The sequence below is a fragment of the Sulfurospirillum cavolei genome, from assembly GCF_001548055.1.
In the GTDB taxonomy this organism is placed as follows: domain Bacteria; phylum Campylobacterota; class Campylobacteria; order Campylobacterales; family Sulfurospirillaceae; genus Sulfurospirillum.
The window spans coordinates 1,890,930-1,905,929 of record NZ_AP014724.1; the positions used below are offsets into that span (position 1 = coordinate 1,890,930).

The following is a 15,000-nucleotide window of genomic DNA, read 5'->3' on the forward strand; positions in this document are numbered from 1 at the left end:
TCCTTATAACGATTACTTAAAATATTTACATGTAAATATTTGTTTTACCCTAACTTCCATATTTTAAACCGCCTGTTTTTAATCGTCGTAGCGCACAGTCCATTAAAGGCTTTATCGGCGTAAGCTCGCTCTATCGCTACATATGAGAATTTTTCCAAAATGTCGATTTTGCCGATGACACTGCCACTGAGTCCTAAGTCTTTGGTGAGGGTTCCCAAGATGTCGCCGGCGCGCATTTTTTGTTTTTTGCCTGCGTCGATGCAAAGTGTGATATACAGGGCTTTTTTCGGTTGTGAAAGGGGTGGATTTAAGTCGCCAATGCTTTTACATGTAAACGTAAAATTGGCTTCTTTAAGCTCTTCAAAAAAGCTCTCTTCTCTAGGAGTGACAAAGCTTACTGCAAGCCCCTCTTTTCCCATGCGTCCTGTTCGTCCGATGCGGTGGGTGTAGATTTCCATCGTTTGGGGTAGTTCGTAGTTGATGACCATTTCGACATCTTTGATGTCCAGTCCGCGTGAGGCCAAGTCTGTGGCAACGAGGATTTGCGCACTGCCGTTGGCAAATAAAAGTAAATGTTCATCTCGGTCTATCTGCTCCAAATCACCATGTAAACTCAGTGCGTCAAAACCTTCATCTACCAAATAGCCTTGGAGTTCGGACACGCCTACTTTGGTTTTACAAAAAATGATGACCGACTTAGCATCACTTTCCAACAACACGCCTTTGAGTGCCTCTTCCTTTTCGCTAGGCTCCACACGGTAGCAGATTTGCGCTATGTTGGAAGAGGTGGTTTTCTCTTCTTCGATGCTTACATGTAAAGCATCATGTTGCACTTCCTTGCACATCTGCTCGATCTCTTTAGGAAAGGTGGCGGAGAAGAGCAAGGTTTGGCGTTTGGTGGGCATTTTAGCGATAATTTTTTCGATGTCCTCAAAAAAGCCCATATCAAGCATACGATCCGCTTCATCAAGCACGAGCGTTTTGATATGCTCAAAATTGATCGTCTTTTCTTGCAAATGCTGCAAAATGCGCCCAGGAGTTCCGACGACGATATGCGCGCCATGCTCTAAACTGATGCATTGTGGCACAAAACGCGTTCCACCGCAAAGAGTGACGATCTTGATATTATGGGCAAATCTGGCGAGTCGTCTAAGCTCCGCGCTCACCTGTTCGGCAAGTTCACGCGTGGGGCACAGCACGACCGATTGGATGCGCATGGAGTTTACATGTAAAGCCATCAAAAGCGGCAGCCCAAACGCGGCGGTTTTGCCACTGCCTGTTTTGGCTTTAGCGATAAGGTCTTTTCCTTCAAGCGCCAAAGGAATGCACTCTCTTTGGATAGGGGTCATGGAAACATAGCCCAAATCGTTTAAATTTTGGAGCATTTTTGGGTCTTGAATGTACGCGTTAAACATAGATGCCTTTTCTAAAAATTTGCTTTTTGATCCCACAATTCCGTGGTAAATTGAATGCATCGGTTACGTCCGCTCTCTTTGGCTTTATAAAGCGCGACGTCGGCGAACTTGATCGCCTGCCAAAAGCCGTCGGTGTCATGAGGAAAGTCGCTAATGCCGATGCAAATCGTCTTTTTCAAAATGCCGTCGGTCGTTTTGAAGCTGAACTCTTCAACGCTTTGTCGAATTTTTTCCGCGACGTTTGCACCGTAACCGACGTCCGTATCGATCAACAAGATCAAGAACTCCTCGCCGCCGAAGCGAATGACGATGTCCGATTCCCTGACGCATTTTTTCAAGATATGCGACGTCTCTTTCAGAACGCTATCACCGACGTCGTGACCGTATTTGTCGTTGACTTGTTTGAAGTAGTCCATATCGCACATCAAAAGGCTGATCTGTTTTTTACGTCTGAGTGTACTGGCGATGATCTGATTGGAGTGGTCTTGCAAGAAACGACGGTTGTAAAGTCCCGTTAACCCGTCGACCAACGAAGATTCACGCAAAGTGTTCATCAAGCGTTTGGTCTCAATGACAGAGAGCGAATGTTTGATGTAACTCTCCGCTTTGAAAATTTTCTCGTTGACTTCCTCCGCCGATGAGGCTTTAAAAACAAACTGTACGACGGCTCCGGCATGCCCCGAGACGATCAAAGGAATACAAACGTGTTTTTTGCCCTCATCGCGTAAAAACTCCTTGCACACCCCTTCGTATTCGAACGAAGAGACTTTATGCCCTGTTTTCTGTGCGCGACACAAGGTGCAATTATGCAAAATTTCTTCGTTGCATGCGATCTCTTCGCTTAAAGGATAGACCATATTCATCGTTTGTTTGGCGGCATTGACGTCAAAAATGCGATACTCGTCGATGCCCGCTTCTTTTTCAAACACTTCGCCCAAACGCGTGTAGACCACTTCGAGCGAACTGTCCTCTTCGATGACTTTTTTAAAGACGGTCACGCCATAGACGGTATCGACCAGTTTGTTAAATTCGCGCGAGAGCGTACCGATTTCGTCTTTGGATTTGATTTTGAGTTTTTTACTGAGATCGACTTCGCCCGTTCCCAAAGAGTGAATTTGTTGAATCATCGACTCGATCGGGCGCGAAAAGGCTTCTCTGAGCCATCGCGTAAAGAGCATCAACAAAATAATCGCAACGAAAATGACCCATGCGACGCTGTTGATCGACAAACGAATGGCATTATTGACCTGTTGCGAGTAGTCTTGATACAAGCCGTTAATGCGTGCGGATAACGCTTGCGTCAACTCTTGCGTTTTTTGAATATGCGTATTTAAAACCTCTTTGGTTTGTTCGATCTCTTCGGCACTTAAGGAATTTTTACGTTTTTGCGCCGTTAAAACGCTCTCTTCCATCGCACCGATCTCTTTAAAAATCATCTGCAAAGCTTCAACGCTTTGCGAGTCTTCTTTGGAAAGCGACTGAATAAAAAGTTCAAACACGTTACCGCTCATCGTCGTTTTTTGGTTACCGACGAGCGTTTCGGAGAGCGTGTTTTTGGTTCGCGCCAAAAGGCCTTTGAGGTAAAATAAGGTCGTATCAAACTCTTTCGTCGAACTCAAAGCGTTTTCGATCGAGGTCAATTCCGGACTCAAACATAAAACGACTTTCATATAAGGGAGCGTGCTTTGCGTCAGTTGTGAATAACGGTAATGAATAAAACTCAATGAAGAGACCGTAATCGTACCGATAAAAACAAACCAAAAAAACGTACCAAACTCAAATAAAAAAAACTTCTTGCGAATCGGAAGATTGATAAACGTAATGAATTGTACGAATCTTTGCCAAAATCCGGTCATCTTTTCCATAATAGACACTATCCTTTTCTTGTAAAATTATTAAAAATCAAACGTAAAATCCTATCATAATTTTTGAATTTAGTTTCAAATAAATCGTTCATCTGCTATAATCTAGCCAAAATTAAATACGCAAAAGAGAAACATGCAACGATACCCAAGCTTTAAAACTTCCGTATTATCGAGACTATTCGGACGCTTTGCCCGCAAAAAATTCCCATCTTTTTTTCAATACGTCATCAATCAAACCTACGTTCGATGCATGAACGTCGATCTTAAGGCATTCAAAAACGCCGCTTCGTATGAAAGTCTCAACGCGCTTTTTACGCGTAAACTCGTCACGCCGCGTTCTTTCGATACCGATGCATCCGTCTTCATCTCTCCGTGCGACGGCAAAGTCAGCGCTTACGGAACGATCCAAAACGACACGGCATTGCAAATCAAAGGCTTTGACTATCGAATCGGTGCGCTTTTGAGCGATTACGTCTCCAAAAGTAACCGACAAAAACTCCAAAACGGCGTTTTTATCAACGTTTACCTCTCGCCTAAAGATTACCATCGTTACCATGCACCGTTGGATATGCGTATCGCTAAAGCCGTTCATATTCCGGGGAAATTATACCCCGTTAACCTTTCATGGCTGAAAAAAGTTGACGAATTATTTATCGAAAATGAACGAGTTGTGCTAGAATGTTACACTAAGAACGATCACGTATTTTACATGGTTTTTGTGGGGGCACTAAACGTCGGTAAAATGGTCTTTCATTTCGATCCGTCGATTCAGACCAATGCCTCTTCTAAACTTCAACGTTATTATTATTATTATACCGATTTACACGTTAAAAAAGGCGATGAAATAGGATTATTTGAGATGGGTTCGACGATCGTTATGCTCTTTGAACCGAATGCGCTTGAATGGGATTTTTCCGCCGTCGATTGCGTCACGTTCGGACAAACATTAGGAAGGGTACGAAGGCATGAACCAAATGAGCACTATCAGACAATCGCCGCCGAATCAACCGCTGACGCTTCTGTACCTTGAGAGCGACGCGACGGCACGCACGGCGGCAAAAACTCTTTTTCTCAGCCGATTCGAAACGCTTTATACGGCGGAGAACGTCGAACAAGCGCACTTGCTTTACGAGGAACATCGCTTAGAGATCGACGTTATCGTTACGGAGTTGTCTTTTCCGCACGCAAGCGGTATCGATCTCATACGTTCGATTCGCGAAAAAAACACTTTCGTAACCGTCGTCGCTTTGTGTGCGCGAGGCGACACGGCGTTAATTCCCCAAGCACTCGAGCTCAACGTGGACGGGTTTTTGTTTAAACCTTTTACGCAAGAACAACTCTTCTCAACCTTGGATCATCTTTTAGAAAAAATTTACCTGCGCTACGAAAATACGCAAAACGCTTTGTTACTCAAACAATATATCGATATTACTAATGCCAGTTCTATTATCTCCAAAACCGATCCTAACGGCTTTATTACCTTTGTCAACGACAAATTTTGCCAAATAACGGGCTATCGACCGGACGAATTACTCGGACAACAACACAATATCATTCGCCATCCCGATATGCCCAAAAGTGCTTTTAAAGACCTCTGGGCAACGATCAAGGCGAAAAAAACATGGCAAGGCGTCGTTAAAAACCGTGCCAAAAACGGCGATCCTTATTACGTTAAAACGACGGTTCAGCCTATTTTAAACGCCAACGGAGAGATTGAGGAGTTTATCTCCTTGCGTTACGACATCACCGCCATCATGAGCGATAAAAAGCAATTGTTCGACTATCTCTCCGCCAACGCCCTCTCCGTGCTCATTTTGATTCAAATCGAAGATTATACGGTACTGGAAAAATTTTACGATAAAGGCAGCGTGGAAAAAATCGAACAGACTTTCGGCAAAACACTGCTCTATTTAATGCCCAATCCTTGGGGTTTTCAACGCATTTATCATCTTGAAAACGGATTGTACGCGTTTGCGATCGACCGACGAAGTTGCCGCGCGGATAAAGAAGAGATTCACGCCGTCTTGGAGCAATTTTTAGCCAACGTCAAAGAACATGTCGTCAAAATCGACACCATCGAATACGATATTTCCGTTATTTGCAGTTACACGTACGGGATTTTTAAAGTCTTTGAAGATGCAAAAATCGGTATCGAGCAAGCCATCGCAACCAAACAACCCATCGTTTATGCCGACGGATTATCGGGCATCGAGTACGATAACGCATTGAAAAACATCGAGACGATTCACACCATTAAAACCGCCATCGATACGGGAAACATTCTCTCCTATTTTCAACCGATCGTCGATAATCGTACGCGCAAGATCGCCAAATACGAATCGCTCGTGCGCCTTGTCAACGAAGGCGGGCAACTTCTGACGCCTTACTTTTTCTTGGAAGTCGCCAAGAAGGGGCGTTATTACTCTAAAATTACCAAAATCGTCCTCGACAATTCGTTTGCGGCACTTCTAAAAATCCCCGATGCCGCCATTTCGATCAATCTTTCACTTCACGACATCGAACGCGAAGAGATTATTCGTCATATTTTTCAGCTTTTAGACCGCTATCCCGAGCAGACTTCCCGCATCGTATTCGAGCTTTTGGAAAGCGAAGACATTCGCGATATTGCCCACATTCAACGTTTCATTCAAAACGTCAAACAAAGAGGCGTAAAAATCGCGATCGATGATTTTGGAACGGGATATTCAAATTTTGAGCGTATGCTTTCGTACGAACCCGATATTTTAAAAATCGACGGAAGTCTCATTCGCAATATCGATACCAACGAAGTCAATCGCAATATCGTCGAAACCATCGTCTTATTTGCCCAAAAACAACGCTTGGAAACCGTCGCCGAATTTGTTGAAAACGAAGCCATCTACTGCATCGTCACGGATTTGGGCGTCGACTACTCGCAAGGCTACCACTTCGGACGCCCCGAATTGTTTTAAACGCTTTGACATGTAAGCTTACATGTCAAAGCATAAAAGGGTTTTAGAACTTATAGCTTGCGCTAAATCGAAACTCGTGTTTATCTAAAGCACCCGCTTTATCGCGATTTTCTTTGTCGTACATCACAAGAAGATTGAGCCCTTTGAGTGCGCCCTCAAAGGCGTAATTGCCCGTGAGTGAAACATAAGAAGCTTTACCGTACGAGAGGTCATCGTCATCGGTTACCGTGTAGCTTGTCGCAAGCGTCGTTGTCGGTGTAAACGCGTAGCTTAGACCGATCGCATACGCATCGGTGTTCGCAGGATAACTGCTGGAAAGTATGATCGTTCCCGTGTACGCAAGATCCGCGCCCCAACCGATTCCCGGAGTCACGGTTGCGTCTTTGCTCACGCTGCTATACGCGACATAACCGCCAAGGGCTCCGTATCCAAGGCTTGCTTTAAGACCGTAAAGATCGGCATTTTTGCTCCCCGTGACGTCTTTATCGCTGTAGTAGTATTGCGCCGCTAAGCCATAGGTAAAGGCGTTAACCATCGCACTGTACGCCGCTTCTGCATACGCCATCGAACCATTGGTGTTCAGATCTTCCGCATACGCCGCGGTTAAGGTTAAGCCCGTAATTGATTTATTCACAGCAACTAAAGTATACGCACCGTCTTCTAACAACGGAGAAACGCCATACGGATTGCTATAGGTGGTAAATTTACCGATATTGCCCGCCCCATCGGTTTGTGCTTGGAATTTTTGCACGTAGGCTGCGGTTAAAGTTGTGTTGGGAAGGTCGGTATTGACGATGCTTGCACCCTCAAATGCCTCTTTCACGATACGATTTCCTAAAGAGGCGATAAGTGGGGTATTGAGGAACATGCGTCCGACTTGAACAGTAGTTTTGCCTGCACTGTACGCTAAATACGCTTCGGAGAGTTGCGCACCCGAGCCGTACTCATCCCAACCAAACTGTGTTTTCGCATTGGAACTTGCAAACGGCGCACTGTTGGCTTGACCTGTTAAACCGAGGCTAAAGCCGTTGTAGGAGCCTGTCGTATACCCAAGAACAACGCCCGTGTTAAAAATTGATTCGCCCGAAATAGCAGGATTGCGGTCACGATCCCAGTAAAACGCTTTGAGTTCGCCGCTTACTTTGCCTTCTTTAAAAGCATCTGCCAACGTATCGGCACTAAAAGCACAGGTGCTAAGTCCCGCTACACACAAGGCTGCTAAGCTAAGATTTGCCAATTTCATATGTTTCTCCTTCGTAGTGAAATACTTTACATGTAAAGTATTGATGACGTTAATTTATACCAAAATGATGCGCCACTCTTTAAAAAGGAACGCCTCCAGACAGATGCATAAACCCATCTGCCTCATTCTTTAATAAGCCCGTTGTTTTCATAATTAATTTGAAGCTTCAAGAAAAATTTTAAATAAAAAAAAGAGCAAAAAAATCGAAGAGGAGGAGCATCGTTATGACGAAAAAACTAAGAAGAAATAAAAGAGAAGATAGGTGTCAAAAAAGAGGCGGCTTACGCCGCTCTCTTCCAAATCGAAACTTTCCACAGATACGCTATTAGGGTAAAAATAGCCATAAATCCAATGAGCTGCAAGCCAAGGCTCTCACGCTCCGCTTTCTTGCGATCGCCCACTTTTTCCAAGTAAGCGATCACTTGCTGTTGAGACGCTTCACTCAGTCCCACGCGAGGCATTGCAATGCCCTCGACCATTTTCAATGGTTCGTTGATAAACGTGGTTAAATACTCCGCTTTTTTAGAGCGAATCATCATCGAAAGATCGGGTGCTTCGGCTCCCAAATAATTTTTCATCGATGCGCTTGGCGTTTGAGCTTTTAATGCATCGTATTTCATGCTGTGGCATCTGCCGCACGCTTCTTCAAACACCGCTTTATCACTGATCGGCGAAGAGCCGATGTTGTTCAAATACGCCACGACGTCGGCAATCTCTTGATCGCTGAAAAAGCCGTAACTTGGCATAGCATAGGGCTTTGCATCGTTGAATTTGTGCGAAAGCTTGGTTGCACGCACGGGGTCTTTTAAAAATCCTGCTAGGTAATTTTTATCGTAAATCACGCCCGCATGACTGAGATCGGGTGGGACAACACCGTAGCTACTCGCCGCATCTTCAGGGCTCATCGGTGCTTCCAACCCTAGACTTTTAATACCGTGACACGCGATGCAATTTGCCTCGACGAGCAATTTGCCGTTGTCCGCATTGCCGTTGACATGTAAAGGCGCCATCTCTTTAAAACCAAAATCGGCGGGGGCAACATGCGGGTGCATTTGCGAATGGGCATACGGTTCAACGCCCCAGTACGTCACGGCGGTAAAGAAGACCACAATGGCTAAAATCTTCACTTCTCTCATGCCTTCTCTCCTTTTTTCGCTTCGTATTTCGTGATAATCGGCAGGACGATAAAAAGCCCTAAGAAAAGCACCGCGGCAAAAAAGCCGACCCATGCGTTCACGCCCGTCGGCGGCAATTTACCGTAAACGGTAAGGACGATCATATCGACGACCAGAAACCAAAACCACACGAAAAACGCGGGACGTTTATGTGCCGGAGCCGTATTCATCGCATTGCGATCCAAAAACGGCAGTAAAAAAAACACCGTATTGGCAAACACAAACGCGATCAAACCGATGTCCATCGCCGCCATGCCGCCGATGTCAAAGAAAAAGCCTCGAAGCACTTCGTAGTTCCACAAAAAATACCATTCCGGATAGATGTGTGCCGGAGTCTTCATCGAATTGGCGGGTTCAAAGTTGATCGGATCCATCGCAAAATCGAAGTGATAACAGACCAAAAAGAAGAAAAACGTCATAAAAAAACCGACGACGAAAAAGTCTTTGGATAAAAACACGGGCCAAAACGGTACGACGTTAGACTCTTTAACGCGCCCTTCTTTGTATGTTTTCGCTTCCGCTTCAAAATCGAGCTCTACGGAATCTTGGTTGTTGACATGCGGAAAGCGAAGCGTGTAAAAATGCACCGCGATGACCGCTAAGATCACCAGCGGTAATAAAACGACATGTAACATAAAAAAGCGTGTCAACGTCGCATCGGCAACAACGTAATCGCCGCGTATCCAAATGACCACCGCATCGCCGATCACGGGAATACCGCTGAAAAGATTGGTGATGACTTGCGCCGCCCAGTAGCTCATCTGTCCCCAAGGAAGCATATAGCCGCTAAACGCTTCGGCGGAAAACGCCACAAAAAGCACCATACCCGTCAACCAAATCATCTCGCGCCCTTTTTTATACGAGCCGTAGTAAATACCCGTAAAAAGGTGAATGTAGATGATCAAAAACGTCGCCGACGCCGCAACGCCGTGCATATGTCGCCACAACCAACCGTACTCGACTTCTTGCATAATGGTATAGTTCACGCTATCAAACGCTAAAGCAACGTCCGGTTTATAATACATCAGCAACAAAAGTCCCGTCACCAACAATACCGCAAACAAAGCGATCAAAACCACGCCCATCGCCCATAAAAAGTTGATATTTTTGGGAATCCAATACTCACTCATCATCACGCGCATAAAGGCTTTCACCGCCAAACGCTGATCGAGCCAATCGATAAAGCCTTCGGCTTTTTTTATTTGTGCCATAACGCCTCCTTAGGCTTTTTTCGTCATTTTTTGATACTCCGCACCCTCTTCGCCCAAGACGATCGTTTCACCGTTTCGTTTAAAAGGAGGAATATCCAAAGGACGAGGCGGCGGGCCGAACGTTTGAATACCGCTCGCATCGAAAACGCCGCCGTGACACGCGCACTTAAACGTTTGAGAACTCGCCTCGTAAGAGGGAATGCACCCCAAATGGGTACAAAGCCCGATCAACACGACAAATCGCTTTTCGCCGATACGAATATCGCGTTTGTCGTTGCTTGGCGTCTCCGCGCTTTTATGCAAAATAAAAACGGGTTTACCGCGCCATTGAACCGTGTGCATTTCGCCCTCTTTCATACCGGAAAGATCGACGCTGACAAAACCCGCCGACTGAACGCTCGGAAGCGGATCCCAACTCTTTTTCATCGCGCCCAAGGCAAGCACTCCGCCTACGGCACTGATACCGCCTAGAGCCCAGCCTATAAAATCGCGCCTACTGTGTTGTGCCATCGATAGACTACTTTTTCGTGATAAAAGAGGCTAACTCTTCGATTTGCGCATCGCTGAGGCTGGCAACTTGCGGTTTCATCATCGCTTTTTGTTCTCTGCCGTAACTGCCGTCTTTATACCCTTTGAGGGCTTTAACAAAATCCTCTTTGCTCATCTCTTTGATCACGAGGCTTTTATTTAACGCGGCTTTCTCGCCTTGCGCTCCGTGGCAGGCGATACACTTGGAATATAAAGGATTGGCCGATGCGCTTAAAGCAAGGCTACACCATACCAACGCAACGCTACATGTAAGGGTTGAAAGTTTCATCTACGACTCCTTGAAATTAATTTCCCGCATCGTAGTAAAAAAAAATAGCAAAAAAATGAGATCAAGCCCAAAAAGAAGAGGTAATCTTAATTTTTAAAATAGACTTTTGCAAAAAGAAAAAGCACCAAAGGTGCGTGGGCTTTCTGCCGAAGAAAACGCAGTGTTAACGTAGTCTTTAGAGCTTTGCTTTAAAGACGTGTCAAGAGTTCTGCAAAGAACTCTCATAAATTAAAGCAAGTTTTTTGTGTCAAAGGCGGCGTCCAAGCTATCGCTAACTTTCCCGTTTGAGCTTAATCGTAAAAAGCGCGCCGTCTTGAGTATTGCTGACGTTAATGATGCCGTTCATATTATTTTCGATAATCATCTTGGTCATATAAAGCCCGATTCCAGTACCCTGTTTGGCGTGTTTGGTCGTAAAATAAGGCTCGAAAATACGCTCGATATGCTCCGCCGCGATGCCGCCGCCGTTGTCTTCGATTTTGATCAGCGTGTAGCGTTTGCCGTTTTTAACGCTCATCGCGATGTACGGTGCTTCGATTTGACGTTCGATCAAAACGTCTTTGGCATTGGACAAAACGTTTAAGATCGCCTGCGCAAACTCGTTGGGATAGCCTAAGACCTGCGCACCCTCGCTTTTTTCCAAACGAAACTCGATGGAGTGGTATTTGAGCGATGCTTGCAAAATCGAACTGGCGCGTTCGCACGCATGGGTCACGTCGAAAATCTCTTTGGCTTTGGAGGGCTTGAAGAAGTTTTGAAAGTCGCTGATGGTATTGGACATGTACTCGGTGATGCGGTTACACTCTTCGATTTTGGCGTTTAAAAACTCTTCGGTAAAATCTTCAAAATGGCGTCTGACTTGAATAATCATCAAAAGCGCGTTAATTTCGCCCAAAGGTTGACGCCACTGGTGCGCGATATTGCCGATCATATTGCCCATGGCGGCAAGTTTGCTTTGCTGGATTAAAAGCTGTTCTTGACGCGTGCGCTCATCGATCTCTTGCTGAATGCGAAATTCCAAATTATCGAGCATTTCATTCATCACGGCTTTTAAAAGGTTGAGCTGATCGGAGTTGGCGCGCGCCACCAAGCGTCGATCCAAGTTGCCGAGTTTCAAATCTTCCACTACGTTGGTCGCATCTTCGATCAGTTTGCTGTCTTGCTCCAAATTGGCTTGGATAATTTCGATATTTTTATTGATACGCCGCGCCATATCGCCTAACTCGTCTTTATTATTCAACGGGATATGAATCCTTGTCGCCTCTTCGGTCGAGGGCGACTTGAGATAATCGAAAAATTCGCGCAGTCCTTTGCTGACATGTAAGGTAGAATCGACGATATTTTTGGCGATATACGAACCGATCAGCAAGGTAAGCACGATAATAACGATCAGCCATACGACGATAAAATAACGCGAATTATTTGCCTCTTTGTTGGCTTTGGTAAAGGTATCCGAAGCATGGGAAAGCTCGTTTTGCTGCATTTCATCTAGTGAATCCATCAGCGCGTAAAATTGGTCGCGTTCAACCGTATTGGCGTTAATAAACGCGCCCTCTTCAAAATCGTCTTTGAGGTAAGACTGGTTCGCCCTAATCAACGTTACGTAATTTTGCCACTGATCGTAAACGTTTTTCGGCAAACGTTGGAAAGGTTCGTCCATCTTTTGATACATCGCATTGATCGTCCGTAAAATATCTTTACGCAAATCTTCGTTGGGTGCCATAATTAAAGAGAGCGACTGTTCTCTGAGCTTAAAAAGCGGCAAAATATAGGTCTGTTGGATCGTCTGCACGCGCTTGGAGCCTTCAAAAACGTTGTTGACGTTCACGACCCCTTTTTGCGTAATGTCAAACGCCAAAAAAGAGAGCGTCACGATAGAACAAACGCCCAGCGACGCCATCAACAAAAATTTAAGCCGAATGGAGAGGTATTTAATCATAGCTAAACCTTAAAGGAATCAACGGAGCTTCGCGCTCTTTAGGATATGCCGACGTAGCGATCGAGCGATGGTATTTCGTAATTTTTGCTTTCCACAGCGGCATCAGCAACACCGAAGAAGGCTCGTAAGAGACCTCTTTGTTGACCGCCAAAACGATATTGGGTGCGGGAACGGCTAACATGTAAGCTTTTTCATAGGCACGATGGACGATTTTAGAGACGATTTCGTAAAAACTTTCGCTTTGAAACTCTGCGTCGAAAAACTGCTCGATATACGTTTGCATCACGTCGTCTTTGTCCATTGCCGACCATTTATCGGCAACACGGTACGCAAAAAATGCCGTCCACGGATTGTTACTACTCCAATCGTCATTTCCCCATGTCAAAATATCCCATGTTTTAGGCGATTCGCGATTGGTTAAGAGCTGCTCGTAAATGACTTTTTCGTTCGGCGTAATCGTATATTCTAAACTCACACCGTAGCGTTTGAGCTGATGCTCGATCCCGTGCCATAAAAACATAAACCGATCCATCGTAATGACGTTAAGGTGCAATCCCTCAAGCGTTTGTTTGAGTGCTTTTTCCTCGTCGGCGGTATTTCTTGCACGTTGTCCCCACGTCGGCAAATCCGTGATAGCGCGTTTGATCGAACGGTAATTGGGACTGGCTTCGCTCGGGGCTAACACACCTTCGTTTTTGTAAACAAAATTTAAAAGGTTTTCCTGATTGATCGCTTTATTGAGTGCAATGCGGATCTTTTGATCTTGCAAACGACTCTTGGGTTTTAGCAGGTTAAAATAGATCGAGATATTGTGAAGCGAGGGTTTGGTAACCAATCGCGCGTACTTGGAAAGCACGGTTTCGACTTTTTTATTAAACGGGATCGGCGTAATATCGAGCGTTCCCTCTTCCAATGCCATTCGTACGGCTTCTTGGGAAGTCAGCTCCGTGTAGACCGTGATTTTTTCGATGTAAGGAAGCCCTTTTTCGTAGTAATTTTCATTGGCGACCAACTCCAACGTCGGCGTTTGATACCGTCCCGTCGCATACCCTTTTTCCAATCGGTAAGGTCCCAATCCCCACGGGCCTGGAGCTTGCATACTGTTACATGTAGAACCCTCTTTGGTGCTCCAACCGTAACGCTTCAAGTACTCGCTCGGATACAGATTGATCGACGTTAAGTCGCTGAACAATAATCCGTAAGGCTTGTTCAAGTGAATGCGAATCGTGTAGGCATCGACTTTTTCGACGCTTTGAAGCCTTTTATGAATGTCCGAATAAACGACGGGGTCTTGCATAAAATAGCGAAAATTTTCCACCACCGAATCGGCGTTAAAGGGTGTACCGTTTTGGAACAAGACGCCGCGTCTGAGCGTTAATTCGTAAGTCAAATCGTCGATCTTGCGATGGGACGTCGCCATCATGTATTCCCAGCCGTTTTCGTTATCGCTGGAACGCACGAGCGTCCCGTTAATCAATTTGGAAACATACAGATACGGCATCGTCGGGAAAAAAACGCTGATATGCGATCCTTCGAGCCTTTCATTTAGAAGCGTGGTATTAAAGTCGTCTTGGCGCGCATGAAAAGGTTCTTTCCAACCCTCGGCATGCGCGATCAGCGCGATCAAAATTCCCCAATACAAAAGTCTAGCACATTTCAAATCGGTATCCTACGCCCGAGAGGTTCGTGATGAAATCCTTGGGCAGTTTTTTGCGTAAATTTCGCACCAAAGAACGAAGCGCGCTATCGGTCATCACGTCGTCTTGCCAGATATGCGACTGGAGCTCGTCGTACGTGACGATGCGTTGTTTATTGTGCAATAAAAGTTCTAAAAAAAGAGCCTCTTTTTTGTTGAGATGAATCATCTCGCCTTCAAACCGAAGTTCTTTATGATCGACGTCGTAAAAGTAACCGCACGGCAATTCGTAGACGATCGCATGGTTTTTGCTAATGCGTTTTAAACATCGCTGCAACGCTTCGAGCAATCCTTTGAGATTGACGGGTTTGACGATGTACTGCTCCAAATGAAGGTCGACGACTTTTAGCAAATACTCCTTATCCGTATGCGCCGAAATAATCACCAAAGGCGTCGTTTCGTCTTCGGCACGAATCTTCTCGACCAGCTCAATTCCGTTCATGACGGGCATCAGTACGTCGGTTATCACGATATCGGGGCGTTCTTTTCGGTACAACTCCAAAGCGACTTTCCCGTTTTCCGCCTCCAACACCTCTTTGGCGTAATAGCGAAGCGATGCGGCGATATTTTTGCGTATGCCGTCTTCGTCTTCGGCATACAAAATTCTGAGGGCTTTCAAATGCTCTAAAAAAAGCTTATCCACGTTTTTTTGCTCCTTCGCAAAGCTTTTTACTTGCGTGCGTTGAAT

Annotated in this window: 12 protein-coding genes; 2 read left to right on the forward strand and 10 right to left on the reverse strand. The window is 45.4% G+C overall.

Annotated features, from left to right (window positions below):
* Positions 1-44: 44 nt before the first annotated feature.
* Together dbpA and UCH003_RS09530 are read right to left on the reverse strand one after the other, a co-directional pair.
* Complete coding sequence (gene dbpA, locus UCH003_RS09525) at positions 45-1,415, reverse strand: ATP-dependent RNA helicase DbpA (RefSeq protein ID WP_060826970.1); 1,371 nt, start codon at positions 1,413-1,415, stop codon at positions 45-47.
* 11 nt (positions 1,416-1,426) lie between these two features.
* Entirely contained in the window at positions 1,427-3,280 is a 1,854-nt protein-coding gene (locus UCH003_RS09530) for a sensor domain-containing diguanylate cyclase (protein ID WP_060826339.1), read from the reverse strand.
* Positions 3,281-3,413: 133 nt separating this feature from the next.
* Between UCH003_RS09530 and UCH003_RS09535 the strand changes: the two genes are divergently transcribed.
* Positions 3,414-4,310: a phosphatidylserine decarboxylase gene (locus UCH003_RS09535; RefSeq protein ID WP_060826340.1), complete on the forward strand. Its 897-nt coding sequence runs from the start codon at positions 3,414-3,416 to the stop codon at positions 4,308-4,310.
* Positions 4,255-6,231, forward strand: a complete 1,977-nt coding sequence (locus UCH003_RS09540) for an EAL domain-containing protein (protein ID WP_231964768.1) — start codon at positions 4,255-4,257, stop codon at positions 6,229-6,231. The genes UCH003_RS09535 and UCH003_RS09540 overlap by 56 nt, the downstream gene beginning before the upstream one ends.
* 43 nt (positions 6,232-6,274) lie before the next feature.
* Here UCH003_RS09540 and UCH003_RS09545 read toward each other — a convergent pair whose 3' ends face one another.
* The 8 genes from UCH003_RS09545 to UCH003_RS09580 all read right to left on the reverse strand — a co-directional run bounded on the left by UCH003_RS09545 (position 6,275) and on the right by UCH003_RS09580 (position 14,955).
* A complete protein-coding gene (locus UCH003_RS09545; RefSeq protein ID WP_060826341.1) occupies positions 6,275-7,474 on the reverse strand; it encodes an OprD family outer membrane porin in 1,200 nt (399 codons plus the stop codon).
* Between the two features lie 281 nt (positions 7,475-7,755).
* On the reverse strand, positions 7,756-8,610 hold the full coding sequence (locus UCH003_RS09550) for a c-type cytochrome (protein WP_060826342.1): 855 nt from the start codon (positions 8,608-8,610) through the stop codon (positions 7,756-7,758).
* Positions 8,607-9,860, reverse strand: a complete 1,254-nt coding sequence (locus UCH003_RS09555; RefSeq protein ID WP_060826343.1) for a cytochrome b — start codon at positions 9,858-9,860, stop codon at positions 8,607-8,609. Before UCH003_RS09555 ends, UCH003_RS09550 begins: the two co-directional genes overlap by 4 nt.
* Positions 9,861-9,869: 9 nt before the next feature.
* On the reverse strand, positions 9,870-10,370 hold the full coding sequence (gene petA, locus UCH003_RS09560; RefSeq protein WP_060826344.1) for a ubiquinol-cytochrome c reductase iron-sulfur subunit: 501 nt from the start codon (positions 10,368-10,370) through the stop codon (positions 9,870-9,872).
* A gap of 7 nt (positions 10,371-10,377) precedes the next feature.
* Entirely contained in the window at positions 10,378-10,677 is a 300-nt protein-coding gene (locus UCH003_RS09565) for a c-type cytochrome (RefSeq protein WP_041961938.1), read from the reverse strand.
* 271 nt (positions 10,678-10,948) lie between these two features.
* On the reverse strand, positions 10,949-12,616 hold the full coding sequence (locus UCH003_RS09570; RefSeq protein WP_060826345.1) for a sensor histidine kinase: 1,668 nt from the start codon (positions 12,614-12,616) through the stop codon (positions 10,949-10,951).
* Complete coding sequence (locus UCH003_RS09575; RefSeq protein WP_060826346.1) at positions 12,609-14,276, reverse strand: ABC transporter substrate-binding protein; 1,668 nt, start codon at positions 14,274-14,276, stop codon at positions 12,609-12,611. The genes UCH003_RS09570 and UCH003_RS09575 overlap by 8 nt, the downstream gene beginning before the upstream one ends.
* The gene (locus UCH003_RS09580) at positions 14,263-14,955 is read right to left on the reverse strand and encodes a response regulator transcription factor (protein ID WP_060826347.1); all 693 of its coding nucleotides are present in this window, start codon (positions 14,953-14,955) and stop codon (positions 14,263-14,265) included. The genes UCH003_RS09575 and UCH003_RS09580 overlap by 14 nt, the downstream gene beginning before the upstream one ends.
* Positions 14,956-15,000: the final 45 nt, after the last annotated feature.

Excerpts from the sequence above, each read along its gene's own strand:
- dbpA (WP_060826970.1), bottom strand. The coding sequence starts at position 1,415 with ATGTTTAACGCGTACATTCAAGACCCAAAAATGCTCCAAAATTTAAAC.
- UCH003_RS09530 (WP_060826339.1), bottom strand. The coding sequence starts at position 3,280 with ATGGAAAAGATGACCGGATTTTGGCAAAGATTCGTACAATTCATTACG.
- UCH003_RS09535 (WP_060826340.1), top strand. The coding sequence starts at position 3,414 with ATGCAACGATACCCAAGCTTTAAAACTTCCGTATTATCGAGACTATTC.
- UCH003_RS09540 (WP_231964768.1), top strand. The coding sequence starts at position 4,255 with ATGAGCACTATCAGACAATCGCCGCCGAATCAACCGCTGACGCTTCTG.
- UCH003_RS09545 (WP_060826341.1), bottom strand. The coding sequence starts at position 7,474 with ATGAAATTGGCAAATCTTAGCTTAGCAGCCTTGTGTGTAGCGGGACTT.
- UCH003_RS09550 (WP_060826342.1), bottom strand. The coding sequence starts at position 8,610 with ATGAGAGAAGTGAAGATTTTAGCCATTGTGGTCTTCTTTACCGCCGTG.
- UCH003_RS09555 (WP_060826343.1), bottom strand. The coding sequence starts at position 9,860 with ATGGCACAAATAAAAAAAGCCGAAGGCTTTATCGATTGGCTCGATCAG.
- petA (WP_060826344.1), bottom strand. The coding sequence starts at position 10,370 with ATGGCACAACACAGTAGGCGCGATTTTATAGGCTGGGCTCTAGGCGGT.
- UCH003_RS09565 (WP_041961938.1), bottom strand. The coding sequence starts at position 10,677 with ATGAAACTTTCAACCCTTACATGTAGCGTTGCGTTGGTATGGTGTAGC.
- UCH003_RS09570 (WP_060826345.1), bottom strand. The coding sequence starts at position 12,616 with ATGATTAAATACCTCTCCATTCGGCTTAAATTTTTGTTGATGGCGTCG.